27 protein-coding genes and 3 pseudogenes are annotated in these 25855 nt (G+C 56.4%); 4 read left to right on the forward strand and 26 right to left on the reverse strand.

The window, feature by feature from the left end:
• Positions 1-23 precede the first annotated feature (23 nt).
• The 8 genes and pseudogenes from RHM58_RS30890 to RHM58_RS30925 form a co-directional block, all read right to left on the reverse strand.
• Entirely contained in the window at positions 24-1400 is a 1377-nt protein-coding gene (locus RHM58_RS30890; protein WP_322269040.1) for an MFS transporter, read from the reverse strand.
• Positions 1375-1815: a rhodanese-like domain-containing protein gene (locus RHM58_RS34230; RefSeq protein ID WP_416195349.1), complete on the reverse strand. Its 441-nt coding sequence runs from the start codon at positions 1813-1815 to the stop codon at positions 1375-1377. The genes RHM58_RS30890 and RHM58_RS34230 overlap by 26 nt, the downstream gene beginning before the upstream one ends.
• Before the next feature lie 3 nt (positions 1816-1818).
• Positions 1819-2501 (reverse strand): annotated as a pseudogene (locus tag RHM58_RS34235) (HesA/MoeB/ThiF family protein); the annotation flags it as partial.
• A 1-nt stretch (position 2502) separates the two neighbouring features.
• Positions 2503-2775 (reverse strand): MoaD/ThiS family protein, encoded by a 273-nt coding sequence (locus RHM58_RS30905; protein WP_322269041.1) that lies wholly within the window; start codon positions 2773-2775, stop codon positions 2503-2505.
• Positions 2776-2778: 3 nt separating this feature from the next.
• On the reverse strand, positions 2779-3495 hold the full coding sequence (locus RHM58_RS30910; protein ID WP_322269042.1) for a hypothetical protein: 717 nt from the start codon (positions 3493-3495) through the stop codon (positions 2779-2781).
• A 28-nt stretch (positions 3496-3523) separates the two neighbouring features.
• Positions 3524-4213, reverse strand: a complete 690-nt coding sequence (locus RHM58_RS30915) for a TfuA-like protein (protein ID WP_102678558.1) — start codon at positions 4211-4213, stop codon at positions 3524-3526.
• A complete protein-coding gene (locus RHM58_RS30920; protein ID WP_322269043.1) occupies positions 4194-5411 on the reverse strand; it encodes a YcaO-like family protein in 1218 nt (405 codons plus the stop codon). The genes RHM58_RS30915 and RHM58_RS30920 overlap by 20 nt, the downstream gene beginning before the upstream one ends.
• A gap of 91 nt (positions 5412-5502) precedes the next feature.
• Positions 5503-5679: a hypothetical protein gene (locus tag RHM58_RS30925; protein ID WP_158245990.1), complete on the reverse strand. Its 177-nt coding sequence runs from the start codon at positions 5677-5679 to the stop codon at positions 5503-5505.
• 479 nt (positions 5680-6158) lie between these two features.
• Between RHM58_RS30925 and RHM58_RS30930 the strand changes: the two are divergent.
• Positions 6159-7130: pseudogene (locus tag RHM58_RS30930) on the forward strand (IS1182 family transposase); the annotation flags it as partial.
• A gap of 242 nt (positions 7131-7372) precedes the next feature.
• On the opposite strand, the gene RHM58_RS30935 reads toward RHM58_RS30930, so the two are convergent.
• A complete protein-coding gene (locus RHM58_RS30935; RefSeq protein ID WP_322268856.1) occupies positions 7373-7915 on the reverse strand; it encodes a demethoxyubiquinone hydroxylase family protein in 543 nt (180 codons plus the stop codon).
• A gap of 302 nt (positions 7916-8217) precedes the next feature.
• Between RHM58_RS30935 and RHM58_RS30940 the strand changes: the two genes are divergently transcribed.
• The gene (locus tag RHM58_RS30940) at positions 8218-8574 is read left to right on the forward strand and encodes a VOC family protein (protein WP_201257080.1); all 357 of its coding nucleotides are present in this window, start codon (positions 8218-8220) and stop codon (positions 8572-8574) included.
• Positions 8575-9043: 469 nt separating this feature from the next.
• Entirely contained in the window at positions 9044-9205 is a 162-nt protein-coding gene (locus RHM58_RS30945; protein ID WP_322269044.1) for a hypothetical protein, read from the forward strand.
• A gap of 989 nt (positions 9206-10194) precedes the next feature.
• Here the strand turns inward: RHM58_RS30945 and RHM58_RS30950 are convergent.
• The 17 genes and pseudogenes from RHM58_RS30950 to RHM58_RS31030 form a co-directional block, all read right to left on the reverse strand.
• Positions 10195-10662 carry a lysis system i-spanin subunit Rz gene (locus RHM58_RS30950; protein ID WP_416195350.1) on the reverse strand — a complete coding sequence of 156 codons (468 nt, stop codon included), beginning with the start codon at positions 10660-10662 and terminating at the stop codon, positions 10195-10197.
• Positions 10663-10709: 47 nt separating this feature from the next.
• Complete coding sequence (locus tag RHM58_RS30955) at positions 10710-11135, reverse strand: structural protein (RefSeq protein ID WP_322269046.1); 426 nt, start codon at positions 11133-11135, stop codon at positions 10710-10712.
• A gap of 62 nt (positions 11136-11197) precedes the next feature.
• A complete protein-coding gene (locus RHM58_RS30960; RefSeq protein WP_322269047.1) occupies positions 11198-11563 on the reverse strand; it encodes a phage tail protein in 366 nt (121 codons plus the stop codon).
• Positions 11560-11889 carry a hypothetical protein gene (locus tag RHM58_RS30965; RefSeq protein WP_322269048.1) on the reverse strand — a complete coding sequence of 110 codons (330 nt, stop codon included), beginning with the start codon at positions 11887-11889 and terminating at the stop codon, positions 11560-11562. The genes RHM58_RS30960 and RHM58_RS30965 overlap by 4 nt, the downstream gene beginning before the upstream one ends.
• A 12-nt stretch (positions 11890-11901) precedes the next feature.
• The gene (locus RHM58_RS30970; protein WP_322269049.1) at positions 11902-12288 is read right to left on the reverse strand and encodes a hypothetical protein; all 387 of its coding nucleotides are present in this window, start codon (positions 12286-12288) and stop codon (positions 11902-11904) included.
• Positions 12289-12317: 29 nt separating this feature from the next.
• Positions 12318-12899: a hypothetical protein gene (locus RHM58_RS34240; protein WP_416195283.1), complete on the reverse strand. Its 582-nt coding sequence runs from the start codon at positions 12897-12899 to the stop codon at positions 12318-12320.
• Positions 12900-13849: 950 nt separating this feature from the next.
• Entirely contained in the window at positions 13850-14152 is a 303-nt protein-coding gene (locus RHM58_RS30980) for a hypothetical protein (protein WP_322269050.1), read from the reverse strand.
• Position 14153: 1 nt separating this feature from the next.
• On the reverse strand, positions 14154-17846 hold the full coding sequence (locus RHM58_RS30985; protein ID WP_322269051.1) for a phage tail protein: 3693 nt from the start codon (positions 17844-17846) through the stop codon (positions 14154-14156).
• Positions 17847-17903: 57 nt separating this feature from the next.
• Positions 17904-18487: pseudogene (locus RHM58_RS30990) on the reverse strand (tail assembly protein).
• Positions 18488-18529: 42 nt separating this feature from the next.
• Positions 18530-18949, reverse strand: coding sequence for a hypothetical protein (locus tag RHM58_RS30995; RefSeq protein WP_322269052.1), 420 nt, complete (start codon positions 18947-18949; stop codon positions 18530-18532).
• 33 nt (positions 18950-18982) lie between these two features.
• Positions 18983-19738 carry a C40 family peptidase gene (locus tag RHM58_RS31000; RefSeq protein WP_322269053.1) on the reverse strand — a complete coding sequence of 252 codons (756 nt, stop codon included), beginning with the start codon at positions 19736-19738 and terminating at the stop codon, positions 18983-18985.
• Positions 19739-19740: 2 nt separating this feature from the next.
• Complete coding sequence (locus tag RHM58_RS31005) at positions 19741-20490, reverse strand: phage minor tail protein L (RefSeq protein ID WP_322269054.1); 750 nt, start codon at positions 20488-20490, stop codon at positions 19741-19743.
• Between the two features lie 9 nt (positions 20491-20499).
• Positions 20500-20838, reverse strand: coding sequence for a phage tail protein (locus tag RHM58_RS31010; RefSeq protein WP_322269055.1), 339 nt, complete (start codon positions 20836-20838; stop codon positions 20500-20502).
• Between the two features lie 2 nt (positions 20839-20840).
• The gene (locus tag RHM58_RS31015; protein WP_322269056.1) at positions 20841-24092 is read right to left on the reverse strand and encodes a phage tail tape measure protein; all 3252 of its coding nucleotides are present in this window, start codon (positions 24090-24092) and stop codon (positions 20841-20843) included.
• The gene (locus RHM58_RS31020) at positions 24089-24343 is read right to left on the reverse strand and encodes a DUF1799 domain-containing protein (RefSeq protein WP_322269057.1); all 255 of its coding nucleotides are present in this window, start codon (positions 24341-24343) and stop codon (positions 24089-24091) included. Before RHM58_RS31020 ends, RHM58_RS31015 begins: the two co-directional genes overlap by 4 nt.
• A 62-nt stretch (positions 24344-24405) precedes the next feature.
• Positions 24406-24786: a phage tail assembly chaperone gene (locus RHM58_RS31025; RefSeq protein ID WP_322269058.1), complete on the reverse strand. Its 381-nt coding sequence runs from the start codon at positions 24784-24786 to the stop codon at positions 24406-24408.
• A gap of 3 nt (positions 24787-24789) precedes the next feature.
• Entirely contained in the window at positions 24790-25443 is a 654-nt protein-coding gene (locus RHM58_RS31030) for a phage tail protein (protein ID WP_322269059.1), read from the reverse strand.
• Positions 25444-25618: 175 nt separating this feature from the next.
• Here RHM58_RS31030 and RHM58_RS31035 point away from each other — a divergent pair, with 175 nt between their 5' ends.
• Positions 25619-25855, forward strand: coding sequence for a hypothetical protein (locus tag RHM58_RS31035; RefSeq protein ID WP_322269060.1), 237 nt, complete (start codon positions 25619-25621; stop codon positions 25853-25855).

A 25855-nucleotide genomic window follows, 5' to 3' on the forward strand; every position in this document is an offset into this window, starting at 1 on the left:
GAGGCGAGGGGCCGCGAGGCACGTCAGTGCGCAAACGCTTCAGGGTATTTTTCCAGGTAGGCATCATTGAGCTGCGTATCCGGGGAACGCATGAAAGTTTTGAAATCGGGTACCAGAAAGACCAGCAGAGACAACAGCAGCACCATGACACCCAGCAGCGTGATTGTCAGTGCAACCCCCAGATCGGCGATCAGGGTGTTCATCGCAAAACTGCCCAAGGGGCTGGCCGCCGCAGACAGAAATGAAACCGTGGCAAAAATCCGGTTGCGATGGAGCTTGGGCGTCGCCAGTAGCCTCACTGCTGAGGTGGGGATGTTGATCAACATCAGGCCTACGCCGCCGCAGAAAAAGGCCGCGGGTACGATGAACGACGATGAAACGGTGCCGACCACCACCAGATTGCACCCCAGTAATGCAAAACCTGCGGACACACACATGTCACGGGGAACCCGGTCGGATAGCCAGCCGATGATCTTGTAACTGCCCGCCAGAATGCCCAGCCCGAAGCACGAATCCAGAAGACCGATGTAGGTGACCGGGTACTGAATGACGTCCTTTACGTACAGGGGGATCAGGATGGTGAAGAACGGAAACAGGGCAAAGTTGATCAGCATTGCAATGATGGCCAGGTAAAATTCGACCTTCACTCCGTAAACCACTTTGAAGCCGGAATAGATCATGCTGAAGCCGCTGGCACACGGGGCTTTTTCGCCTTGGCCAGTGGCGCCGATGTGGCTCGGGATAGTCGCGATCAACGCCCCGGCGATGAGAATCGCAAAAAAATCGGCAGCAAAGGCGAACGTGATACCGAACCCGTAAATCAACCCGCTGGCCAGTACCGGCCCCAGCAGAATAGAAAAGGACGACATCACGCTTTTGGTCCGAAAGGCCAGGGAGACTTTATCGTCGTCTGCGAACAAAGGAATGATCGACGCCTGGAGAGGGTCGCGCACACCGACAATCGCACTGCTGATCATCATCAGCGCGCCCACCGTCCAGGGATTGAACGACCCCGTGGCGGACAGCACCACCATCAACAGCGCTGTCAGCAGGCTGATCCATGAGGCCAGCTTGATGATCAGGATTTTGTTGTACTTGTCCCCCAGCCATCCCAACAGGGGTTTGGCTAACACCTCCGCCGCAATGGAACAGGCAATCATGTTGGCGAAGTACAGCGCAGAGCCGGTTTCCTGCAAGGCCCACCAGGCCACCGCCAGTTGATTGCACCGTCCACCCAGAACCATAAGCAAAAAGCTGAATTGCACTTTCAGTAGACGCCGGTCGATGCCGGGAAAGCCCCACGTGATGCCTGAAAAATTTGCACTCATTGACGTACCTTTGATCCAGATAGGGCTACTGCGCAAGCCGGGGCGTTCAAGAAACGACGGGGTGACGGTCATCAGGGTAGATCGCCAGATATTGCTCGATCCCACCCTCAAGGCTATAGAGTTCCGCATCCTGGTTGACGCTGCGAACGGCCAGTAGGGCTGCCTTGCTTCTGACGCCGGATTTGCAATAGAAAACGATACGGCGGGTGGTATCGAGCTCTTCCTGGCGCTTGATGATGTCTTTGAGCGGAATCAGTCCGCCGCCCAGAGAACCTTGTTGATGCTCGCTGAGGTCGCGCACATCGACCAATTGAAATGGCGCGTGTGTCGCTATCCAGTCATGCAGTGTGTCGGGTGACAACCAGTCGCTGTCGCGCCACGCCGGTGTGGTTGCGGCGCCAAGCGTGCTCGCAGGGGACCTGCTCCGTGTTTTTTTGTTGACGCTCAACAGGTGGAAAGTGTTGTCCAGGCCGTCGATAGACAACAATTGCCCGCTTAATGGCGCACCGGCACGGAGGATGAGCTTGAGTACTTCATTGGCCTGAAAGCAACCGAGCAAGCCAGGTATGACGCCCAGAACTCCCGCTTCCGAACAGTTCTGTGTCAAGTGCGGTGGCGGTGGTGTTTCGAACAGATCACGGAAACACGGCCCCCGCTGTTGGGTGTGTCGGTCGTAATAATTAAAGACCGATACCTGCCCCTCGAACTGACTGATCGAGGCATAGACCATCGGTTTTTCGCATTCGATACACGCGTCACTGATGAGGTATTTGGCGCTGAAGTTATCAGTGGCGTCGACGATGATGTCGTATTCCGCCAGCAGCGACAGGACATTGTCCGGGTTCAGCGTCGTGGCAACGGTGTGGACGACGATATCGGGGTTCATCTGGTGAATGCGGCGCTTGGCTGCCGACACTTTCAGCTCGCCTACATCGCCCATCGAATAGAGAATTTGTCGGTGCAGATTGCTCACGTCGACGATGTCGTTATCAATGATGCCTAGCGTCCCGACGCCAGCACCGGCCAGGTACAGGAGTACCGGGCAGCCCAGCCCCCGGCTCCGACCACCAGCACTTTGCTGTCTTTGAGGCGCTGCTGCCCCTCTGCGCCGACCTCGCTGAGGATGATCTGGCGGGCGTAACGGGATGTGTCCGTCTTCAGGTTGCATTGCATGTCAGCCACCTGCCACTGCGTTGATCAGAACCAATTGCGCGTTACTTTCCAGGGGACAACGGCGGTCATGCTCACTGGTCACGGGCATGCCATTGACGAACAACCCCACGAAGGGCAGCGGGTACAGGTCCTCAGAGAAGACCGGGCCAATCAGGTCGGGAAACCGTGCGGTCAGGTTGTTCAGCACATCGCTGACACACAAGCCCTCAGTGGCGTGTGTTTTATGCTGATGGGTATACGTCATGAATTGCCGGGGAAAGTGTACGACTGCCATGGGTCATCCTTGAACGGCGTCAGTTGTCAGTTCGCTGGAAAACGCATCCAGCCGGGAGGTGATCAGTTTTCCGATGTCGGACAGTTCGGCCGAAGCCTGGAGAGTGGCCAGGCTTTTGAGGAAATACTGGTGCAAGTAGTCGAGTCGCTCGGGACGAGCTCGCGCGGAACCGCTGGCTAGCAACCGCTGGTGGTAGTTAACGGCGCTGACGGCAAAAAGACACGCCAGCAAAACACCCCGGGGGTTCTTGCCACCGGTGCCCGACGGCAGTATGTAGTTGTTCGAACTGTCCTTGAGCTGGAAGTCGTAAATCTCGGCGATCAAACTGCACCAGATATGGGACAGTTCATGCACCAGTAACTCTTCAAGGTCCGTCATGCTGGTAAACGCGTCTTCGCCCAGAAACATTTGTTGTGGCAGCACGGGATTGGTCAGGCTGACTTGCTCAGTCAGCAACTTATATATTTTAACCGGCAAGTCCAATAACCCGGCCCATTCCGGCAGCAAGGCTTTGAGGTTGCTCTTCGCTTCGGCCACCATGAACAGCTCGGCATGACCGAGCATTTGATGGGGTGGAAACTCGGGGGCACCTTCGACGTGCCGGTTATACAGGGCGGTGGCAAAGTCTGGTTTTAAATAGGCGGTTAACGGTAACTCGCCGCCCTCGATATTTTTACGAACAACCGCAACGAGTGTTAAAAGTTTTATGCTGTTGAACATCGGATGCACAAAGGGCAAGCCGTTTATTTCACACAGTATCTCTGAGGGCGACATTCTGTTTTACCGTCCATGGTTGCAATTTGAGAAAGTCGATCAAGTCCAGGCTCTTAATTCTGTAGGCAGAAAAGTTGGCCAGGGCACTGTCTATTTGTTTTTCCGCGATAGGGAGTGCCAGCAAGACCTCTTTCAAACAACTTAGTGTTCGATGGCCGTACCACATGTTTTTCAGGTAGTGAAGGACGTGTTGTTCTTGTGCCGGCGTAATGACCTGTTCCGTCGCCCACTGTCTTAAAAATTGCCTGATATGAATAAGTGGTTCGCTAAGTGACAGAAAAGGCTCTTGTGCTTGATGTACCAGGGTTACTTCGTCGTCGGACATGTCCGGATCGCTGGCGAATTGTCGATACACTTCGCCAAAACCTGTCATTCCCAGCGAATCCATTTCACAGGCGCGAATCGCCCCCATTGACGACAATCCCCAGATGCGCCAACCCGCGCCCAGGGCGTCGAGTATCTCGGCATGGCCGACGGCAGGATGTGCATGGAACACGCCATCGACAATGGCGAGGTTCGAAGGGGGATATTGCGCCACCAGCCGTTCGATATCGCCGCGTTTGACGGGTGGGTGGATCACCACACCGCCCAGTAATTGACTGTCTATTCCTTGCAGGGAGGGACCCGCAAACAGCGTGCAGGCTTCAAGCGCTTTGTTTGACATACGTACTTAACCTCGGACCGACCCTTTTCAAACCGGGTTCAAAGGCTTCAAGCCCCGGAATAATAATTCTGACCACCGTGATGTCGTCCGACGCTTTGCTGAGCAAGACCCTTAGCACCGTACTGAGCCCGACGCGCTGCAACCGCTCGATGAGCAACTCCCAGGCCGATTCGATCGTGGGGATTGCGGCGTCCTGGCAGTCGATGGCGGAGTAATCGATCATCTGGTCCCGGGAGGTCGCCACGGTACGCAAGCGTGCGATAGCTTGAAGTTCGGCCGAACGGCCCTTTTTCTCGAAGTATTTGACACGCTCGATGATGTCGTCACGGCCGCCGTGTATGTGGCTCAAACGGCTTTGGGCCGCCTCGCAGATGGCGCGGATCAAGGCGATTTCCTTGATGGGATGCAACCCTGAACCGGTGGCCACGGAGATGGGCGCCTGGGAAGACTCTTCCATGATAAAAGCCTGAAAGTAGGCCAGGCCAAAACAGTTCTCGGTATAACGAACCGACAGGCTCAACCCCGCGGCATTGATTCTATTGATCAGGCTGTCGATTTCTGCGCTGTAACGGTCCAGATTGACGAGGCAGGAGCAGTCATGCAGGTGATTGAACGCTTGAACATCGCGCTCGATGAGTTCGCAAACAGCGTGTACCGAGGCTTCCACCAGGTCATTGCCGGAAGCCAGGCCACTGGAGCTTTCCCCGAAGAGTTGTTGCCCGGGGTTCTCCGGGTAGGGAATGAACACCAGTTCGGCAGGTGCAAGGACCTTTTGCTTGCGCAATACATCTTCAGCTTCGACGGCCATGATGAGCGAATCGGCCTTGGCAGCGAAGCCATACAGCATGCAGAACTGATTGAACGCGATTCGTCCTTCGTGGCTTTCGGTGAGTTGCTTCGGCGTGCTCTTTACCAGTTCCAGTTGCGCCGTGTTGTATTGCGCAAGGCTGAACTCAATGGCTTCCATGTACGCGCCGATCTTGGCTTCTGCTGGCCGAAGGCCTTTACCCGCATTAACGCACAGCGAACCCTTCAATGCATCGGGTCGTATACTGGCAAACACCGGAATACCAATACGGTCCAGCCAGGTGGTATCGGTCACTCGGGTAATGCCCAAGCGAGGGGCAATATCGTTGACGATAATTTTTAATGTTTCTTCGGCACTGCGGCGACGAAGGCTCGAACTAAGCCTTTGCATATTGGGTCACCTTTTAGTGATGAAAGATTTAAAACAAGCATCATGTTCGACACAATAAAAAACGGGAGGGAATTAATTCCCTCCCGTTTTTTCAGGCTGCGATTTTTACGTCTTCAGCCAGAGCCAGCGTCAACACGTTGTTGTTTGACTGATGTGCCACAAAACCGGCGTGCATCAGGCTTTCATCGTTCAGAATGACGGAGAATTTTTCCGCAGTTTCTGTGTCCAGTTCAAGCTCGAAGGTTACATCATTAACTAGAGAGTCCATATTCTTAGTCCTGTCCGTAGTATTGCGTTTAAGAAAGTTTGTTGCGCAACACCTATAAGTTTTGGCAGATCATAGAGCTAATGTCAAACCAATATTTACTGGCTTAATATTGTTGCGTATTTATATCTCTGCGAAGTGTCGTCAAGTTACTTTAAACATTGATCACAAAAGACTTGTGCACTCCAGGCACAAATAGCAATGACACATGCGGTAGCGGGATTGGTCCATCGATTGAATGAGCTCAGCAGTTTTTAAATTTCTAGCCGGTGTAATGAGACTGGTGAAGTGGTGCGGCTTTTGTACAATCGCCAGCGCAATTGAGCGAAAGGAGCTGCAATCGTGATGGCCGCCCTGTCACCGTCGAACCTCGGCTGATAAAACGTGCCGCTATCACCGAGAAATTGCCTTACGTCGGGCTGCTGGTCTCCACCATGACCGGTTTTATCGCCATCCTCACAGAAACGCGTTGCGGAGCATCTGAAAGACAGCGCAATGCCGAGTTGATGTGGCTAACTGGGCATTTAGCTCCGGACTTCAAAACCATTGCTGACTTTCGCAAGGACAACGGCAAAGCCGTCCGCAGCATCTGCCGGCAATTCGTAGTTCGCTGCCGTAACCTCAACCTCTTCTCACAATCGATCGATCACCATCGACGGCAGCAAATTCAAAGCCGTCAACAACCGTGACCGTAACTTCACCCAAGGTGACGTGAAGGCACGCATGCAGCAGATCGAACAAAGTATTGATCGCTATCTTGCGGCGATGGATTCGGCGGATCGGGCAACGTCCGAAGTGGCCGAGGCCAAAGCAGAGCGGCTGAAAGAGAAAATAGAAACCCTGAAACAGCAGGTGCAGAAACTCAAGGAAATCGAGGCGCAGCTACACGAAAGTCCGGACCGACAAACCTCTCTCACCGATCCAGATGCACGTTCAATGGCACTAGCGGCCGAGGTACCGGAACGGTTGGTTATAACGTACAAATAGCCGTTGACGACAAACACCATCTGATCATCGCCCATGAGGTGACCAACATTGGTAATGACCGGGCGCAACTGAGCAATATGGCGAACCTGACGCGCGAAGAGATCGGGGTTGAATCGTTGACGGTGGTAGCCGACCGAGGCTATTACAAGGGCATGGAAATCCTTGCCTGCGAGCAAGCCGGAATTACTACCTTCGTACCGAAACCACTGACATCCAGCAGCAAAGTTGAAGGTCGATTCGGCAAGCAGGACTTCATCTACGTCGCTGCGTCGGAGGAGTATCGGTGCCCTGCGGGACAGTTACTAACCAGACGACATTCGACGGTGGAAGACGGGATGCTACTGCACTGTTATTGGTTCTCGGGCTGCCAGTCCTGCTTAATGCAGAAGCAATGTACGACGGGTAAGGAGCGGCGACTGAAACGCTGGGAACATGAGGCTGTAGTCGATGCGATGGAGGTTCGGCTGAGCGCCTGTGGGATAGCGGTGGCGCTTAGGCCCTGAATGTCTGCTTCTGGCCGAGGCTGTGTAAAAACGTTTTTGAGCGTGACAGGTACTCAAAATAGACGCGCACACTTCAATTTTGGCGACGCGTTTTTACACACTTTGGGCCGTTTTCTGCCCCTCGTGACAGGCCGAAATCGGCCAGAAGCGGTCAGTCATTTGTCTAAAAGATTGCGGCAGTGAAACGGGATAATTACACCTGCTTTCTAAGATCGCATACCCATCCAGATTACCGCTTCAGTCCATGCAGTCACCATCGGTGTCAGTACCCTAAACCAGGGATCGCGCACATCAATCTGCACTGCTGAGTGGTCATGATGGTGCTGCTCCTCCTCCACAATCGAAGTAATGGCCGCCACCGCGTGGAGATCGATATTGCCCAGCACATCAAGTTGATGAGCCAGGTGCTTAAGCACCACACTTTCAACCGCGACGGTAGTGGCGACAATTGCTTTGCGGCCACAGATGCCAGTAACCAGACCCAACGCCAGACCGCCGATGCCACACAACCAATAACTACGACAGCGGGGATAATTGCGACGTTGCAGCTCCTCCTGAAAAACCGTCCGATGGCGGCGCTCGTGGGAGAGGAACTCCTTAAGTTCATCCACCATGCCCGGGACGAAAAGCCGGGCCATAAACAACTGTCCGCTGTAGATACAGATCGCACCATGCTCGCCCGCATGGTCGACCTTCATCATGCGGTTGCCGAGGTCTTCGCCCTTAGCCGTATAGTCTGGTGAATTCACATTGAGATTTCTTGTTCGAGGGGCTTGGTCATCGGGCCTGTCCTTGCTCTTGAGCCAGCATCGTGCTGTAACGCCAAGCAGATAAGCAAGTGAGTTCACAGGGCGGTCCCTCACCATCGTCGATTTGGCCGATCTTTAAGCAGCTGACAGACCGCTTTGGGCGTTCTCTGCCTGTCACAAAGGACAGCAGTCGACCCATGGCGGTCACTCATGATGTAGCGACGGCAATAGACATCTGCCTCAACGCTGGAATGGCCAAATGTCCTAAACTCGCTTCCTCCCAATCAACCAAGGAAGCGTCAATGGGCATGCAAGGAAAAGACCGTCAGATCGACAACATTGAGTTCAATGTCGTTGACATCGATCGAAGCAAGACCTTCTACGGAAGCATATTCGGCTGGAGTTTCGTTGACTACGGCCCGACTTATACCGAGTTCAGCGACGGACGCATGAGTGGTGGATTCACTACAGGAGAGTCAGTGCGAACGGGTGGGCCTTTGATCATCCTATATGCGGATGATCTTGAGCAAACCCAGCTAAGGATCAAATCAGCGGGTGCGACCATTAGTCGTGAAGTTTTTTCGTTTCCGGGTGGTCGCCGTTTCCACTTCATCGACCCTGATGGCTATGAGCTAGCCGTGTGGTCGACCTCTCCTTGATATCGAGGCGAGCCCTCAACGTTACGGCTGCAACGCTTTAGGGCGGCAGCAATGTCTCCGACATTACAGAAACAGCCAAGGATCACTGTTGTTTTGTAATGTCGGCTCTTGGCCGAACTCTGCCCTTCATGAAGGGCTGCTTTGGGTCCAGAGTGTGTAAAAACGCTTCGCCAAAATTGAAGTGTGCGCGTCTACGTTAAATCTGAAATTTATCGGCACGTCAGCAGATGTGGATTTCGCGTAGGAGCGCGATTTTCAGTCCGGTTTTGAGTACCTGTCGCGCTCAAAAACGTTTTTACACAGCCTCGGTCGATTGCAGTCCTTCGCAACAGGCAGCATTCGGCCAATAGCAAGAATGCAACTCAGCCCTTCAAGGCTGTACACCACCCAAATTCCTACAGCTCGTCGCCTCACCCTCGCCCGACTCCCGCGCCTCGACTACTGTATATTAGAACAGTATAAATAAGGCATGACCGTGGACCCTCTCGACATCGAAGACACCAGCGACTGGCTTGGATGCCCGACAGAACTGGAAACCGCCGCCCACTACAACCGCATGCTGGAAAATGAAGCCCAGGAACTGACCTTGCAGCTACGCAAAGCTCGAGAGGACATCTTCGGATTGGCATAAATGAATAGCCAGCTGAGCGGCGAAAAGGCGAGCTCGAGCCGCGAACTCAGAAGGACGCTGGAAGATGTCAGCCGACTCAGCACCGAAACATCAGAAAGGGATCGAACGATTTACAGCTTGCGCATGATTGAAGCTCAACAGGACACCCTGCTCAGGTAGCGCAATGAGCGTCACCTTCAATCACTCAACGAGAAACTTCCCTGACATAAGCCTGGCGAGCCGCCAGCACGTTCAGTCCTTGATTGACGGATACCAAAAATCGCAATACGTATTACTTGACGAAATCGCGAATCAACCATAACGAAATTTTCAGTACGGATGGCAGATAGTTGGATTCCGTATGAGGCGCCTATGTCTCTGCGCCTTTCCGAAAATGCTGCTATACCAAGATAGCAGCCAAGGAGGGTTCACGATGTTGTTCCTTATGTCATTGTTAGCTAGGCCACCGAGATGCCGTGACTTCGTCAAGATTGATAAGAGTGGAATCTGCGTGGCTCTTATTCGGTGCACCCAATCACCTGGCGACTCGTGGGCGGAAGTCGATGATTTCTGCATGAGCTGGCTGGGCAGACCATTTACTAGTAGAGGCATTCTAATCCCAGCAGGCCAACCTGATTGTCACTTAGTCCCAGACTGAAATCCGCATAACAAAAGGGAATCTCGTCTTTAGGAGACAATTTCAGGCCCACGTACCCGCCAGCAGCAGGCTGATATATTTTGAGCTGCTACCAGATATGCTAATTATCTCCCTGTGATATGTAGGCCTGTTCACACGCCACTCCAATTCACCGATTTTTATCAGCATCTACCGCCAGCGGTCTGTCGACCGAACACAATCCACCTATCGCAGTAGTGAATCATCGCTGATACTCTCGCCGCCACGTTCGCCAGGCATTAAGGGATGTAGGCGAAAATAGAAGCCCCGAAGCCGCGAACCTTTGGGGCTTTGCTTTTTCTGCAATGAAAATAAATTCTTCTGCCTCCACCAGTTAGCGATTCAACTCCCGAACGTACGCCTGGCACGCCGCCAACGCGATCAGTCCTTGGTCGCCGGCATCGGTGATTCCGATAATTCGTTGAGCATGCGCTGGGTCAAGTCGGGCGCGCGAGGTTCCATGAACCAAGCCGCCGGCGCCAGTACCGGCTGACACTGAACAGCCACTGGCTGGATCCGCGGCATCGAGGAGGACTGACAGCCGTAGATCAGAAGTGGCAAGGCGATCGCGCAGGCGAGCCTGATTGGTTTGAGCATCGGTCAGTTCCTTGTAGTGGGTTTGGTCGCTGGCCGATAGGCGCTGCTCGAGCGCCAGCCGCTTATCCTGCTCGTTCCGTTGCTGGGCGGCGGCGGCCAGAGTCAGTTCATTTAGCGTCTCGCCCTGCAACCGTGTCTGTTCGGCGAGCTGCCTCCCGTAGCGCCAGTCTTGAACCTTCCAGGTGCCCGCCGCACTGCCGGCCATCAGCGTCACGATCAGCACCAGCAGCCCGACCAGCTTCTGCACCGGGTTCATGCCAATGCCCGCCGCACGCCTTCAGTCAGAACCGTTTCGGGGTAGGCATACCCGGCGTTCTCGTGATGAATGATCGCTTTCACGAAGCCCTGCATCACCACCGGCATGGTCAGATCGATCTCTGCGCCAGGCCGAGTACCGGTATTCGCCTCGACAGCGCGTACATAAGCGTCGGTGTCATTCTCTACCGAGGGTGCCCACCGGCTGATGATCGCCTTCACCGTCTTCAGCCCGTGCTTACGCTGGTACGTCAGCAACAACTTGCCCAGGGCTCGGATACCGTTCTCGGGCACGTCGAATCTGGCAAAGCGTTTTTCGATAGCGGGATCTGGCTTGAGTTGGCCCTGCCACTGATTAGCCGGGTTGTAGTCAATGTTTCCGGGGTTGCGGTTGCGCACCCCGCGCGTCTCAGTTGCAGTCATCACTTTTCTCCAGGCAAAAAAATACCCGCTCGATGACGGGTGCGTTGTGTTGCAGCTGCGCGCTACGTTAGATCTACGGCCCGAGCTTCGGGGTCGGCAACGATCACGGGAGACACTGGCTCGCCCGGCCATACCGGCGCGATATACCAGGTCGGTTGGACGGTCACCTTGCCCAGGGAAAACTTGTAGGCCTTCCAGGCTTTCAGGTTAACCAACAACGCCGTCTGTTCAGCTTCGTCCTCTTCGGTCGCTTCGCCGGCATCGATGCCGTAACCGAGCGTGTCGACACGGTCTTGAATGCGAGCGATCTGCACCACGGCCGAACTGTTGCGCGCTGCCAGCTCAACCTTGGCGACAGCAAGGGCGGCACTCGCCGCAGCGGCGTCCTTCATGGCCTTGGTCACCAGCTTGCTCCAGTCGATGTTCATTGAGTCACCTCCCCGGCGATGATTGGAACCGGCAAAGGTTTCGGCAGCAGCACGACGCCATCGGGAACGTTGAGCAACGGAACAGGGTAAGCCTGCTCCTGACTGAAGTTCGCCGGCAGCGGAAGACGTAGCGTTACCTCCAGAGTCTCGCCGGTTCGAGTCACGGCTTCGCCGAACCACTGCGAAGTGAATGCATCCAGCGGAAGCGTGTCGCCGTCGCCCATGTTGGCGAAATCGAAAGACTCGCCATTCAGGATCAAGACGGCGCCCCGCTTGATGACGGTCAGCTCTGCGTCAGAGCGGATGGGTGAAAGTTTGATGATCATTTTTGCTACCCCTTAAAACCATCGGCCAACGGCCATAAGACGCGATGCTCGACCGGTCGCATCGCTGTAGAAGGACACGCGTACCCAGTTGGCAGCGGTATTGCTCGGCGCTGCTGCGGGCGCGATCAATCCAGTGCCCGAGTTGGGGGCACCAGTCATGACGGGGTCTGAACCAGCCACAAAGGCTGCCGGGTATGTCCACGTCGAAACGGAACTGTTCCAACTGTTACCCGATGCAGTGGTGGCGGTTGTTGCGCCGGTTGTGCAGGTGCAAATCTGTGTGCCATCGGCAAAGCGAACCCAGTTACCGTTGGTGTTCGAGCCGCTCTCGACGACATTCCTGCCGCCCAGCTGAAGCCCCACTGGGACGTTGAGCACACCGGCATAGGAGTAGGTCATGAAAGGGCCACCAACGGTGTTGGCCTGGTTCACCGTTCGCCAACTGAACCCGCCTGTGCCGCCGCCTTGGTTGCAGGTGAACGAAACCGCCCCAGACATATTGCTGCCGTTGGTTTCGTGCCAGCCGATATAGCCGCCCGGGCCGACGGGCTCGCGCCGTTGCTCACCTTCAAAGAATTGAACACAGGGGCATAGGCGCCGCCGGCGGCAGGCATGGCACCGAGTGCATACAGCAGATCGGTTGGGGTGTTCGCAGCAATCCCGGTACCACCCTTAGTCACCGGCAGAGTCTCGTAGTTACCGGTGGTGCCGAGCGCAGCGAGCTTGGCGCCGTAGGTATTCACCAACCCGCGCAAGGCATCAGCGGAGTCCTTCACATAGCCCTGCAGCGGCGCGAGTGCGTAACCGCCTGCCGCGTTGGTCGCACCCTTGTAGGGAGGATCAATCGACATGGCCACGTCACTGGCGATGTTGGTCACTTCGTACCAGCCACCGTCAGGCCCACGGAACGCATCGCCCACTCGGCTATTGGCAATAAACGCAGTACCAGTACCAATAACGGCATTGGAATTTTGGACGACGGAAACCGTCCCGGCTTTGTACCAGGGCATAGGGTGGTCCTTGGATCTGAATAAGAAACCCGTGATGGGATGGATTGGTAAAGGCGGGTTAATTGAAAGGGAAAGGTAGGTTTTCGGTTGTTATCACCAGTGCTGTAGGCAGCAGTGCGGGGAGATTAGAGAACGAGATGGGAAGTGAGTACCCTTGATTGAATGGACGGGCCTGTGTAGTTGCAGGCGAGGCTCCGAACATAAAGGAGATCCCACCACTACGCCCGTAGGCACCCTCCAAGCCAGAGTAATTTAAGAATGAGTAGAACTCGCTTCGAGATAGAAAGTCCCAATACATCACGCCGCGCGACCATGGCAAAAACGCTGCATACTCAACACCTGAATTGATAGGAATATCAACAAACGAATCGACCTGACCTGTGTAAACAATTCCCCCTACGGCCTGATAAATTTGGCGAACTCGATTCGCCCCCTGAGTAGCAGGTTAAGTATCTACCATATTTATCGGTCGCCCCAGGTCCGGCCGCTTGTATTGCCGCAATAATATTTAGTGGCGGCTGCAAAGAGTTGAAAGTGATTCGACCATTGGTGTCGTACGTCTTTAGAAACGTGGTCCCGGACATATTGTCGGCCATCAGATCGAAACAGTAGAACTTTGTACTTGTAGATGCGCTCGAATAATAAAAAGTAATGCTGCTACCTGATACGGAGGTCCCGTTAAAAACTCCTGTTCCGGTAATAAAAACAATGGGCGATATGGCGTTAGATACCGTGAAGCCCCACAGCCCGTCACCGAAAGAAGGTGATGCGCTGGCGGTTGATACGGTCCAGTTCGCACCATCGTTAGGATCAAGCTGGGCTGATCTCAATTGTTTTCGCGTCCAATAAGACTGCAAGGCCATATACCCGCTCTTTACCAGCCCGTAACAAATCAGGTTGGTGTCAAAGAGAATTTGGCCATTATCTTTAAATGCCTGGAAAGTTTCCAATTAGTAATACCCGTAAAATATTCGGCAGTTGGCCGAAAAGTATCCCCAGCCGTTCGTTGCGTATGAGTAAACCCATGACAAAGAGCCTGGCATAAGCGTGACGCCCGGCTTCTTGCCTTTCTCAAGCTGCAAATCCACTAGCGGGACGACAATGTAGTACTGCGTCTTCCCCGCAGGAGGCCCAGGGATAGCGGCCGAGCCATTGGCCCCGCCCGTATCGACAAAGCCCTGCATCTGGCTGATGTTCATGGTCATGTCGACCAGCAGGCGCCCAGCGGAGTCGTACGTGGTCAGTCCGGTCATGTCAGACGCTCATGTTGATGGCCAGGACGCCATTGGGGTGGTAAAGCTTCACGCTGCTGTTATTGATGGCGATCCTTGCCGATCCGGCGCCCTGCCCGTTCATCTCAAACCCCCCATTTTTGAAAATTGCCCAGCCGGTCTGCCCCATCACATAGTTCGTAGAGCAGATGTAATCGCCGATCTTGGCGTTGGTGATCGAGCCATCCTGAATAAAAGCGTCCCGGATAAAGGTCTGGCCACCAGTGATTCCGAAGAAGGAAGTCGGGTTCTGGGTATTGGTGTTCATCACCAGGAAGGTGTCAGCACGCACCACAAACTGCGATGTTGTGCCGGCGGCCCCGCTTTCCAGACCCAGACCAAAACCGGCTGCATACGGCTGGCCGTTCGCCGTGAGCTCCATCCGCACCGACCAGATCGCTGCCAGTTTGCCGTTGGTGGTAGCAAGGGCGCTGCTGGTCTGCTGAACCGCTGCACTCGCCCCATCCGCTTTCGCTTGCGCCGTATCAACTCGCGTTGAGAGCGCACCTACCGCATCAGATCTGGTAGTGGCTTCGGCCTGGATAGCCGCCTGGTTGCTTCCGACCGAGGCCTTCAGCGTCTCGACCTGCTGAGCCATCGCGAGCTGATTAGTCGCCATCGTCGTCTCAACGATGCTGATCTTCGACTCGTTCGTGCCTACGCGAGAATCTAGGAGCGTAGTGCGCTGCGTCTGCGCGAAGTCTTGCTCGGTTCGAACGCGAACCTCTTGCGCATAGTTCGCGGTGGCTTGCCAGCCATTCAACGCATCCAGCAAATCCCCGTGTCCATCATCATTGCGAGAAGAAGCCTGCAATGCCTGGAGCTGGCTGGCAGTGGACGTTGTCTTGCCGTCGACCGTTGAGATATCTGCAGTGTTCTTGGTTACCTGTGCCGCGAGGCCATTTACCGTCTGCACTACCTGACCGGTGTCGAGCCAATAGGTTACGTTCGGCGGAGCGTTGCCGGTGCCGGCCGGCACCGCAACCTTGGCGGTGTACAGGCGCTGACCGAGTCGGACCGATTCGCCGATGGCATAGGCCTTGGTCGGGTCGTATTCCAACGTATCGACCAGCTCACCGATCTCTTCTTTCAGCTCGCCGAGCCGCTCGTTGACTGAGCCCGGACCATCGCCATCGATCAAATTGATTCGGCCCAACAAGTGCTCACCGAATTGGCTTTCGGTCAGCTTGTCGGTGAGCAAATCCAGCACCGGGCCAGCCTCAGAACTGGCCTGCCCCATCACACCGTTCACGACTGGATAGAACGGACCAATGTTGCCGGTACGATCCACCAGACGCGCCCAGAAGAAGAACGTGGCGCCCGCCCGAAGGCTCTGCATCGCGTAATCGCTTTGCGGGTAGGCCAAGTCTGCCAGCTTGGTTGCAGCGCCCAGATTATTGTTCGGGCCGTACCAGATCTCCGTGCGCTGAGTGTCTTCGGCGCCGGCAGGGAATCCCCACTTGAGGCCGATGCCGAACAGCAGCGAGGTGGCCGTCAAAAACGACACCGCCGGCGGCAAACCTTCTTTGCCTTTCAGGTTGGTCAGCATCGAGCTGCGCCAGGACGACGAGATATCGAAGGCGCTCACCGCGCGGACGCGAGCCAAGTAGGCGCCGGCGTAAATACCCACCACATCGATGCCGGTGGAACCGGTGCGCGGCAGCTTGATCCAGTTACCGCTGTCCTTGCGCCACTCGACGTCATACCCAACGGCGCCATTCACTGCTGGCCAGGCGATGGTCATGGTCGCGACAGCAATGCCCTGCGACACAACCGAATTCGACGTGAGGGTAACGCTGGCCGGCGCCGGAACCACGGTGATCGGGATCACGCTGATCGGACGCTCTTCAAGCCGCGCGCCGGTATCGATATTGGCAAACTTGCCTGGCTCGTACTGGAGCGCACTGATTTCAAAGTCGCCCTCTGTGGTGCGCTTGGTGCTTAACACGCGATACAGCGGGATCGCCAAGTCATCTGCGTCCAACGCCCACTGCAATTGCGGCAATGGCGTCTCGCTGTAGTTGGTGGTCACGGTCACCGCACGACCGTTGACACTCTGCACAGTGCGACCTTCGGCGCGTCCTCCCGGCAGGTTGATGATCAACCGGTCGCCGGCCTTGGCTTGAGTATCGCGATCAAGCGTTACGACCCGGCCAGTAGCCTCAGAGATACGGCCGCCCACTTGTCGACCTGCCAGCAGCGAATCTGCTACCGGGATGATGTGGCCCGGGAGCGGGATAACTCCTTCCATGCCAGTCTTGAACGACACGGTTCGGTCCTGATTGTTGCTCAGGATCGCCCACTTACCGCGGCGCTGGGCCTCTGACGCGCGAGTACAGCCAATGGCGCTCAGTTCGGTCGGTTTATCGCCAAAACGGCGCTGCAAGGCCAAGTCAGCGAACGGAATGACGTCAGTGTCGTAGTTGTTCGCCGGGTTGTCGTAACTAACCAGGGCCCGGGTGTAGCGGGTCTTGGCTGAGGCGCTGCCGTACGAGAACTTGCCGTCAACAACGTTGGCCCGGGTGAAGACGTAGTCGAAGTCTTGCGCACGCGGCATATCGGCTTGCATCACCAGTTGGCCCTGGGCCCAGTAGGTCATGCCCCGGTAAATGCCGGCGATATCGCGTAACAGCGACCAGGCATCTGGCCGGCCTTGCAAGTTCATATCGCACAAGAAGCGTGGCTCAGTACCGCCCAGCCCATTCGGCACCAGCTGGTCACAGTATTGCGCTATCCGGTAAAGCTCCCACTTGTCGACCATGAACGACTTGATGCGCTTGCCCAAGCCGAAGCGGTCTTCAGTGCACACGCCGAACGTGATCCAGGCCGGGTTATTGGTCCAGGCCTGCTTCATGGTGCCGTCCCAAGTGCCATTGTAGGTTCGGGCAACAGGGTCGTAGTTGCTCGGCACCAGCCATTTACGGCCTTTACACTTCACGGTCACGGCCGGAATGTTGCTGAACTGCTCGGCGTCAAACTCGATGTAGAGCAATGCGGTGTTGGGGTAGCGAAGCTTTGCGTCGATTACCTCTGTGTAACCGGCCACCAGCATGGTGTCGGCGATCTTGTTGGTGTTCTGGTTCGGAGTAATCCGGCGAACACGGATCTGCCAGCCAGTGGTGGCCACCGGCAGGTCAACACGGCGCGAGCGCTCGTATCGCGTCGTGGTCTTCCCGTCCACGGCTTCAATCAGGGCTTGCTGGTAAGCGCCACCGTCGGTGGATACGTCAATTGCATACTCGATGCGGTACCCGCCAACGTTGCCGCTATCGTCCTGCCGCTGCAGCGCTGGCCATGCCAGGCGAACACGCACGGCTGAAAGCTGGGTATTGGTGATCGATCGAACCCACGGAGAGTCGCTACGAAGTTCGATGTTCAGCGTGGTTTCGTTCTCGACCGACGGGATACCGGGGATATAGGTCTGATCGACGGAGCCCGGGCGCCAGTCCCACTTCACGTTCGGGAAGTTGAAATTGCCGCCGGCATCCTTGATCGGCGTGTTGTCGAGATAGATGTCGTAATCGGTCGGAGTGCCGTCGAATTCGCCCTCGCCCACGGCGATCAGGAGTTTTGCAAGGTTGGTCGAGCGCAGGCTGTCGCTGGCTTCAACGGGCGCCTTAGGGCTTGTGCTGCCGCCTTTCTCGCCGTGGATCTCGATGTTCTGTGCTGCGCTCATGCTTCCCTCCAGGCATAAAAAAACCGCCTCGCGGGCGGCCTGCTTGCTGTGTCCTGACTACGTTTTATCTTCGGCGTAAATCGATGCGGAAATGATCGCTCCACCCCACCGTCGCTCTCCAATGCAGATCGGTACCGGGTTGCCGCTGGCAGTGGTGTTCTTGGCGCCACCAAAGGCGTACGACGGCATGTTGTCCGGGAAGCGCTTTGCTTGAGGCCCGACGCTTGAGGGCTGAGCATTTGAACAACACCACCAAGGACGAGTGCAATACCGATTGGCGCAGTTGGTGCTCCAAAGAAGCTGGCGACGATGAGGACCACACCAATAATGGTCTGTAGAATACCTGCGCGCTTACTTCCTTCAATGACCGGAACAACCCTGATTTCGCGGGCACCGCCAAGATTGAAACTCTCTTGGCTCACATTTTTACGATTCCTGAAAATAGCGAACCGCATACCCAGTCGGTCAAGTCTTCGAATTTCCTGCTCGAACCCTTGAATTGTGGCCTTCAAGGCGCGAAAAACTTCCCACGTATCGCTTGAATCCATCTGTCTGGGGTGGTCTCTACCAAACTTCTGGGCGAGCGATCCAGAAAGCTTGATTACAGTCATCGGCGTGTAGTGAATGGCGGTTGCAGACATACTTTTCTCCCGGCAAAAAAAACCGCCCGAAGGCGGCTCTTGTCAGAAGGTGGTTGGCTTCACACCTACCGACCCGTCTCCTGACGTGTAAATTCTGAATTTCTTCTCCTGTCCGGGCTTAACGATTGTCTCGGTTTCAAGCCGTTCAGCGTTAACGCCACATAAAGCCTGACCTTCAAGCCCCGCGCCAACAAGCCACTCTCCGCTAGGAACTTGGAAAACGGCTTTCTCTTTAGGATTTAGACGAGCAACAGGCTTCCCGTTTAAAAACACCGTCGCGTAACAACCTCCCCCGGCGAATCCGCTATCTCTCGTAACGACGATCTGGCCGCCTCCATCCGCCTTCCGTTGGAAATCTGTAACTCGTTCAGCCGGTGCAGGCAGCGCCTCACTAGAAGGGACTGGGGATGTAGCACACCCAGCCAGGACCACTATTGCCAACGCTCCTACGAAAAATTTCATGCAGGTCACTCCTGTGGAAAGGCGCCAACCATATCACTGAGCGTCTTTGTGGCGCAGCACCAGGCGCGTGCGCTGTAGCCATGGACCGCCGAAGACAATGATCTCCGAAGGCCTCCCGTACAGGTGATGCAGCAGGAAGGGTCCGGGGCCGAAGGTCGCGGCATCCTCGCCCCGTAGCGTCGGATCAGAGCCGAGAAATATCCCCGCATGGTTTGGGTGAACCGTCCGCCCAACTTCCATAACGACCATGTCGCCGCGCTGTGGCTGATCGACACGGTAGAACCCGGCGGCCTCGTAGTTCGCCTCGTATAGACTGGCGTTATCGGCACTTTCCCACCAGCCATCGGCGCGCTTGAAGGCCTCGAACTCAAGCCCCCACTCTCGCCGATACCACTCAGCGCAGATCTGCCAACAGTCCCAAACACCATGCACGAATGGCCGCTTCAGCAGCGCAACATCGCCCGTTGGCATGACAGTGCGCAGATCACCCTCGGGCCAGCTCAGTATGTGCCAAGGCAAGGCAGTGGCCTCGCACATGGCTAGGTCGCGCGGCGACGGCCTGCTGGTCGCGTCCGGGTGCGAATGAACGATCCCGATCACCTCGCCCAAGTCTTCCGCCGCTGCGTAATTTTCCGGGGCAATCCGGAATTCTTCGTTCGGCTCGGCGGCGATGTTTAGGCACGGGTAGTACTGCTGCTTTCGCCCAATGCCGAGCAACAGACCGCAACACTCTTTCGGGTACTCAGCCGCTGCGTGTTCCTGAATCGCGCTCAAGATGTGCTTATGCATGATCAACTCCGCGCGATGAGGGAAACTGCTGGGAAGCCACCGAATGGCAGCGGGTTTCCCGCGCCGAAGCGCGGATCGCACCCCTTGCCCAGCGTTGCGTCACACTCGTCCAGTTCCGGGTTGTCGGTGGGTATGCCGTCCTTCGTAACGTAGCCGCCGGTGTATCCGCAGTTCGGGCCGCGATAACCACCCGTGAGACACCAGTGGCAAAGCGTGGTCATTTGCCGGCCGATTGACTCGCCGCCAACATCACCCGGGCTGGCCAACTCCCAACTGACCGTCTCCCCGTCCTCATTCGTTTTCTGATCGATGTACCAGACCTCGATCGTCTCTTGGGTTGGGTCGGCCGTTGGATTGCCGGCCGGAAAGTTCTGCGCATCGAGGTACGTGCCCAGCGTGTGGCGCATCGTCAGCTTGAACTCGAGTAGATCGTCGAACGCCAGGCATAACGCCGTGATGCGTCCATTGACGTTGCCGACCGACAGCGTGGGCCGGACCGCCGTACCATCACCGTTGGCCTCGATGCCGTCGATCTGCATTGGCCAGGCACCGTACTCGTTACCTTGGAACCAAATTGCTTTGGCGGGAAGCTGGTCGGCGGCCTCGCCGGCGGCGATAAGTTCGGCAGGCGTGTGCGGAATGGCGTGCCCGTGAAAGCGCAGAACGTCTGCGCCATAGTCCGAGCCGTCCAACTCAAAGAGCAGCACTTCGCTGCCAGGCTGAAGAACCTGGATATCACTGATCAGCGGCATGGTTGCCCCTTATGGTTGGAAGGCCCGGTCAAAGGTGGCCGTGAGTTTGAAGACGGCCCCGCCCATGGGGGTAGGGACCGGTTTTTTGCAGGTGAACAGGCCCAGCTCACCGAGCGGGGTTGTCCAGAGAAACGCCTTGGCGCCGGCGTGCCGATCGAAGAACGCCATGATCTCCTGCACCTTGCTTTTTGGCCCGGTGTAGGAGATCGGATAGGAGTCCACTTTGTTGTTCGGCCCGTCGCCGGACTCTTGCTTGTAGCCATCGCCAAACTGCGCGGTGCGCACCCGATAGGTGATATCGGGCGCATCTCCGTTTTGTGTTGGCCAGGTGAAGCGCTCGATTGCCATGGCTATCTCCCGTTGATCCTTTTCCAAATTTCGCCGCCCGGCTGAAGCTCCTTGGCGATCGCTCTATCAACCACCGATTGCGCAACTTGCTGCACGCCTTTGCCAAGGTCTGCCGAAGCCTGCTGGTTGTTTGCGGGTGAATCAGCACCGCCGGTTTGCACGGATACGGCAACAGGAAAGTTGTACGTGTCTCCGCCGCTGCCACCGCCACTACCACCGAGCGCCGCGATACCTGGCCCTGCGCCGGAAGTCAGCGGCGTAACGCTGCCGCCATTGGCGCCGGTCATAAGGAATGACCTGCCGCCCTCGTTGTACAACTCCGGCCCCAATTCGTTGACTTCGTACAGGGAGTTCGGCGCAACCGGTCCGCCGGCGGCTCTGTAGCCAGAGAAGTCGACATTGGTATATCCGGCCTGCGACGCCCCTGCAGCCGACGAAGCGGCACCGGCAGAGCCGGAAGCAAACCCGCTACTGCCACTGCCACCGGTGAAGTAGCTGGCAGCCGCACCGACCAGACTGCCAAGCAATGCGGAACTGGCCTGCCTCGCAGCAATTCGCGCCATATCCGCTAGGATCGATTTGGCGAAGTCCCCGAAAGAGGCTTTCCCGGTCATGGCGAAGTTGACGATCGAGTCCTCCATCGAACTGAAAGCGTTCGTGAACAAACTCCGCGTTTGCCCGGCAATATCCCGCGCCGAATCCAAGTAATTGGCCCACGCCGATGTCGCGCCCTTGGTCCAGTCACCCTGCGCCGCTTCGACGTCGGCATAGTTCTGCCGGATCTGGTCGGTCGCTGCTTTGTTCGCATCCGCGAGAGCCTGTGACTTCTGTTTGAACTCTTCCGGGTCCATGTTTCTGGATGGGTCGGAGCGCTGGTTTTCCAGTTCCAGGGACTGCTGAGCAAACCGGTCTTGCTGACTGTTCAGCTCGCCGGACAACGCGTTTTGCCGATCGCCCTGGCCAACGCCATTGACTGCGCGTTGGCCTGCAAGCGCCAGAGCCTTCTGCTGCTGTCCGAGGGCTGCAACGTATTGGCTGACTGCGTACGTTTGCTTGTCGAGGCGTCCTTTCTCGTTGGTAGCCAACACCTCCTGCTGGCTGTCGGCAGCCTTCTGCGCCTTGACCATGGCTGTGCGAGCATCGGCGATCTTCTGGTCCAGCTGGATGCGCTGCGCTGCCGTGGTGCTGGACTTGTTTTTCACGGCTTCCAGCGCCGCGATCTCGGCCTCGTACGCTGCTGCAACTTCATCCCGTTCGTTGCCGATCAGGCCTTCACGTTTTTGTGCGTACTCGGCCTGGGAGATCAGCCCGGCTTTCTGCGCCGCATCCAGTTGCTTCTGGGCATTGCTGTACTCGGCCAGAATGGCTGTGAGCTGGTTTTTTGCATCGTTGAAACCGGTGAGGTCGACGCTGCCAGCCGCTACGGCGGGATCCTTGTTCTTGTCCTTGATATTTTGGATCGTCTTCGCCACGTAATCGGGCTTTACGAGCGGACTATCCGGGTTCGCTTTGCGCAGGTCATCGACTGACCGCTGATAATCCTTGATCAGCTTGTTGCGCTTTTCAGCATTGGTGAGATTTGAATCGCTGATCGCCTTCAGCTTTATCTCAGCCTCAAGCCCTTCCTTCTGAATGCGAGTTTGATCACTGTCAAACTTCGCGTTGTCCTTCAGGGCCGCCTGCTTGTCTTGCAACAGGTTGAGCTCATCCTGCAGCGACTCCATTCGCTTTTTCGCATCACCATCCTCAAAACCTGTGCCCAGAGTTGATTGAAGATAGGCAAGCTTTTGGGTTATTTCGGTGATTCGCAGTAGGTCATCCTGATCACGACCGACGTTTTTCAAAGCGTCCAGCGTCTTCGCGGTTTCACCTCGAATCGCGAGCCAGGCTTTTTCAACAAGGCTCAGGTTCTGAACGATCTCGCCTGCGCGCCCCTTCACCGCATCGGCGTAACTATCGGTCAGCAGCTTCGATGCCCCGATCTCATCGCCCTGCTCTTTGAGCGCCACTATCTGCGCGTAAACCGATGCGGTCAGGAAGTGATACTGGTCATTCAGCGACTTCGCAGCAGCAACCGGATCATCAGCAATCTTGACGAACTCCGCTACCGTGGCATCGACAGACTTGCCGGTGGCTTTTTCCATCGCCAAAGCGGCTTCTGAAATCTCAACGAAGCTCGCACTGGCGATCTTTCCATTTCCTGCCAGGCTCGCAAGCACATCAGCCGCCGCTCCAGTGGTGCCCACTGTCGCGCTGATCTGCCGCGCCATTTCGGCGAGCTCGCTAGCGTTGGTGCCCGCGTAGTTGCCGGTCAGGATCAGGGATTTGTTGTATTCCTGAGCCTCCTTGCTGCCCTGATAATAGGCGTTGGTGAGAACGGCAAGTGCGCCCGCGGCCAAGGCAATCGGTGCGGCAATTGCTGCAAATCCGATCGCCGCACTACCAGCCCCAGCACCCAATTGAGCGACGGCGCGAACACCGCTGCCCCAGTCACCAGAAGACAGGGCATTGCCAAGCTGAACGACGTTTTCCTGCGCCTGACGGGTGCCGAGTTTTAGCTTATCGAACGCACTGGCTGCCTCCCCCATGCCGGCCCGGTCCTTGCCAATCTTGGCCAGGGCCTCGTTGTAGCGATCGGCATTGATTGCACCAACGCGGAAAGCCTCATGTGCGGCCTTTTCCTGCGCCTCCAACTTGGCCAGCTTCGCGGTCACTGGATCAATGCCATTGACCGTGCGCTTCAGCGCCTCAATCTGACGGTTTTCCGCGTCAATCAGGCGCTGTTTCTGTGCGACTTCCTTGATCTCGGCTTTTTCAATCTTGTCGTAGGACTTGCCGAGCCGTTCCTGGTAAGCCTCCTGCTGCTCGATAGTGACCAGGCCGCCCTTGCGGGCGCGCTCAAGCAAACCTTCCGCCTGAACCAAAGATTCCATGCTGGAGATGTTGCTGGACATCGCCTTGTCGAGCTGGCTGATGATGGCGATTTCACTGGTCGCGCTTGCGCCTGATTTCCGTCTCGCATCGGCCTGGCGCTCGCTGGCTCCAGTCGACTTATCAATTCCCTGCGCCGCCTCGGCCTCGGCTTGCGCCACCTTCTTTCCTGTGTCTGCCAGGCTGGTGCTGGCCTTGCCGAGTCCATCAACCGCCTTTTCGGCCCCCTCGGCAGCGGTGACCAGTTTGTCGAGGTCATCAGCAGCTTTAACCGCCGACGACGAATTGACCTCGATGCCCAGGGACGCGAAGTTGGTACTCATTTACTGTCCCTCTGTTCCGCCATCACCTGCAGGGCATCGGCTTCCATGATGCGGAGATCCGGGAAAATGTCGGTGACCTGAGCCCGGGTTAAACCGAGAAAGCCAGCGACATCGCGAATTGACGTGTAATCCAAACCGGTAGCGCCGCACGCACCTGTACGCCATTGGGTGCTCAGAGCCTCGAAGACAATGAAGGCCTGCCAGTTAGCCGGCCAAATTTCACAGTCTTGCCCGGTCAGATCACCCACCATGAAGCCGAAGGTCTTCAGCTCTTCAGCCGAAGGCCCTTGCTCGTAGAGGGTGCGTGCAGCGCTTAGGAGTTTCCCAGGCGAGCCTTGCTGAACGCATCGGAGTACGCCCCCAGCACCGCGCTGGGAGTCGCGCTGATTGAGCTGACCAGGATGCGGAGATTCTCGTCTGTGAACTCTTCGTCCACATCCCAGCCGGAGACGATTGTCTTGAGCTGCTCCACCTGAAGATCGATCAGCAAGGTGGTGAACTGCTTGAGTCCCACCTCTTCCGATTTCAGCCCCAGCGCCTTATGCCGCTCGCCCCAGTCGGCGTACAAATCTGCCAACTCGGTTCGGTCGCGATACTTGAACTCAAACCCCACCTTCACCGGTTCGCCGCCAACTGTCGGGAGCATGACGTCGGCCTTGAAGGTTGGGTTTTGGATAAGCGTGAACTTGGCCATGGGTTACACCACCGACAGGTAGCGGGTTGGCTCGGACTGCAACGCCAAGTTCACGGTACGGGTGAGCAGGTTATTGCGGGAGACGGCCGGCTGTTTCGAGAACGAGGTGTATGCCCCGTACAGCAGCATGTCATTGCCCGGAAGATTTAAGCGAGCCGCCTGCACCTGCTTGCCCGCATCAGCCTTGAGCAGCACCGCATTGAAGGCCTGAGTCGGGTCATCGGCGATGGTCAACACCATGCTGGCGGCAGACTTGTCGGTCGGCATCTGTTTGCCCTGGTCGTCCTCAAGGAACACCACGTCCAGATAGTTCTGTTCGCCACCGGAGAAAGCCAGGTCAGTGACCTGTGGAATTTGCACCCAGGTGAGCACCTTTCGCATGGTTCCGGCGCCGTTGCCAGCCGGGAAGATCTGCGTGTCGGTGGTATCGATCGCTTCCAGGGTAACCGCCGAGGCGGTTGCGGATTTCACGCGAACAACCTTGTTATCCAGTTGGCTCCAGCCGGAACTGAGCAGGACGATATCGCCGGCGTCGAAATCAGCGCCGACGACCGAGGCTACCGCCTCGGATGCGTTGGAAATGGCAGTGAATGGCAGTGCAACCTCATAAGTTGCGGCGTGCTGGAACTTGCCGCCGTTGGGGATCTTGTAGCCCATGGGTTTTTCCTCTTTGCAGAAATGACAAAACCCGCTCAATGGCGGGTTCTGGGGTTGCCCAACGGGCGCGTTAAGGGAGGTTGAAAATCATTACTTTGATCGCATAGACCAAAGAGATGGTACGTTGCGAGCATTGCGGCTTTAGCCATATCTAAGATATCGACCCGGAGCAACAATGAAACAGGATGTAGTTCGTATCGCTAAAAAGTTAACGATCCTCACAGTGGTGCTGGCTGCGCTTTCAGCTTATGGAGCGAACTCGCACTTCGGTCTCGAAACCTGGGCAGGGGACATCGGCCTGTTTGCAGGCCTTTGGGTAGCGGCCTTGCCTATGACAGCTCTTATTGTTTTGATATTTGCAATTCCATGGTACTCAATCAAGTGGTACCGAAATCGCCGAAGTAACGTGTAA

The sequence above is a fragment of the Pseudomonas sp. 10S4 genome, from assembly GCF_034344865.1.
Taxonomy (GTDB): domain Bacteria; phylum Pseudomonadota; class Gammaproteobacteria; order Pseudomonadales; family Pseudomonadaceae; genus Aquipseudomonas.

Excerpts from the sequence above, each read along its gene's own strand:
- RHM58_RS30920 (WP_322269043.1), bottom strand. The coding sequence starts at position 5,411 with ATGCAAAGGCTTAGTTCGAGCCTTCGTCGCCGCAGTGCCGAAGAAACA.
- RHM58_RS30905 (WP_322269041.1), bottom strand. The coding sequence starts at position 2,775 with ATGGCAGTCGTACACTTTCCCCGGCAATTCATGACGTATACCCATCAG.
- RHM58_RS30925 (WP_158245990.1), bottom strand. The coding sequence starts at position 5,679 with ATGGACTCTCTAGTTAATGATGTAACCTTCGAGCTTGAACTGGACACA.
- RHM58_RS30890 (WP_322269040.1), bottom strand. The coding sequence starts at position 1,400 with ATGACCGTCACCCCGTCGTTTCTTGAACGCCCCGGCTTGCGCAGTAGC.
- RHM58_RS30970 (WP_322269049.1), bottom strand. The coding sequence starts at position 12,288 with ATGACCTACTCCTATGCCGGTGTGCTCAACGTCCCAGTGGGGCTTCAG.
- RHM58_RS34240 (WP_416195283.1), bottom strand. The coding sequence starts at position 12,899 with ATGCCCTGGTACAAAGCCGGGACGGTTTCCGTCGTCCAAAATTCCAAT.
- RHM58_RS30910 (WP_322269042.1), bottom strand. The coding sequence starts at position 3,495 with ATGTTCAACAGCATAAAACTTTTAACACTCGTTGCGGTTGTTCGTAAA.
- RHM58_RS31015 (WP_322269056.1), bottom strand. The coding sequence starts at position 24,092 with ATGAGTACCAACTTCGCGTCCCTGGGCATCGAGGTCAATTCGTCGTCG.
- RHM58_RS31025 (WP_322269058.1), bottom strand. The coding sequence starts at position 24,786 with ATGGCCAAGTTCACGCTTATCCAAAACCCAACCTTCAAGGCCGACGTC.
- RHM58_RS30965 (WP_322269048.1), bottom strand. The coding sequence starts at position 11,889 with ATGATCATCAAACTTTCACCCATCCGCTCTGACGCAGAGCTGACCGTC.
- RHM58_RS31000 (WP_322269053.1), bottom strand. The coding sequence starts at position 19,738 with ATGCATAAGCACATCTTGAGCGCGATTCAGGAACACGCAGCGGCTGAG.
- RHM58_RS30950 (WP_416195350.1), bottom strand. The coding sequence starts at position 10,662 with ATGGCCGGCAGTGCGGCGGGCACCTGGAAGGTTCAAGACTGGCGCTAC.
- RHM58_RS30940 (WP_201257080.1), top strand. The coding sequence starts at position 8,218 with ATGGGCATGCAAGGAAAAGACCGTCAGATCGACAACATTGAGTTCAAT.
- RHM58_RS30955 (WP_322269046.1), bottom strand. The coding sequence starts at position 11,135 with ATGACTGCAACTGAGACGCGCGGGGTGCGCAACCGCAACCCCGGAAAC.
- RHM58_RS31005 (WP_322269054.1), bottom strand. The coding sequence starts at position 20,490 with ATGCCGCTGATCAGTGATATCCAGGTTCTTCAGCCTGGCAGCGAAGTG.
- RHM58_RS30980 (WP_322269050.1), bottom strand. The coding sequence starts at position 14,152 with ATGACCGGACTGACCACGTACGACTCCGCTGGGCGCCTGCTGGTCGAC.
- RHM58_RS31020 (WP_322269057.1), bottom strand. The coding sequence starts at position 24,343 with ATGGTGGGTGATCTGACCGGGCAAGACTGTGAAATTTGGCCGGCTAAC.
- RHM58_RS31030 (WP_322269059.1), bottom strand. The coding sequence starts at position 25,443 with ATGGGCTACAAGATCCCCAACGGCGGCAAGTTCCAGCACGCCGCAACT.
- RHM58_RS30960 (WP_322269047.1), bottom strand. The coding sequence starts at position 11,563 with ATGAACATCGACTGGAGCAAGCTGGTGACCAAGGCCATGAAGGACGCC.
- RHM58_RS30915 (WP_102678558.1), bottom strand. The coding sequence starts at position 4,213 with ATGTCAAACAAAGCGCTTGAAGCCTGCACGCTGTTTGCGGGTCCCTCC.
- RHM58_RS31035 (WP_322269060.1), top strand. The coding sequence starts at position 25,619 with ATGAAACAGGATGTAGTTCGTATCGCTAAAAAGTTAACGATCCTCACA.
- RHM58_RS30985 (WP_322269051.1), bottom strand. The coding sequence starts at position 17,846 with ATGAGCGCAGCACAGAACATCGAGATCCACGGCGAGAAAGGCGGCAGC.
- RHM58_RS30995 (WP_322269052.1), bottom strand. The coding sequence starts at position 18,949 with ATGAAATTTTTCGTAGGAGCGTTGGCAATAGTGGTCCTGGCTGGGTGT.
- RHM58_RS30945 (WP_322269044.1), top strand. The coding sequence starts at position 9,044 with ATGACCGTGGACCCTCTCGACATCGAAGACACCAGCGACTGGCTTGGA.
- RHM58_RS31010 (WP_322269055.1), bottom strand. The coding sequence starts at position 20,838 with ATGGCAATCGAGCGCTTCACCTGGCCAACACAAAACGGAGATGCGCCC.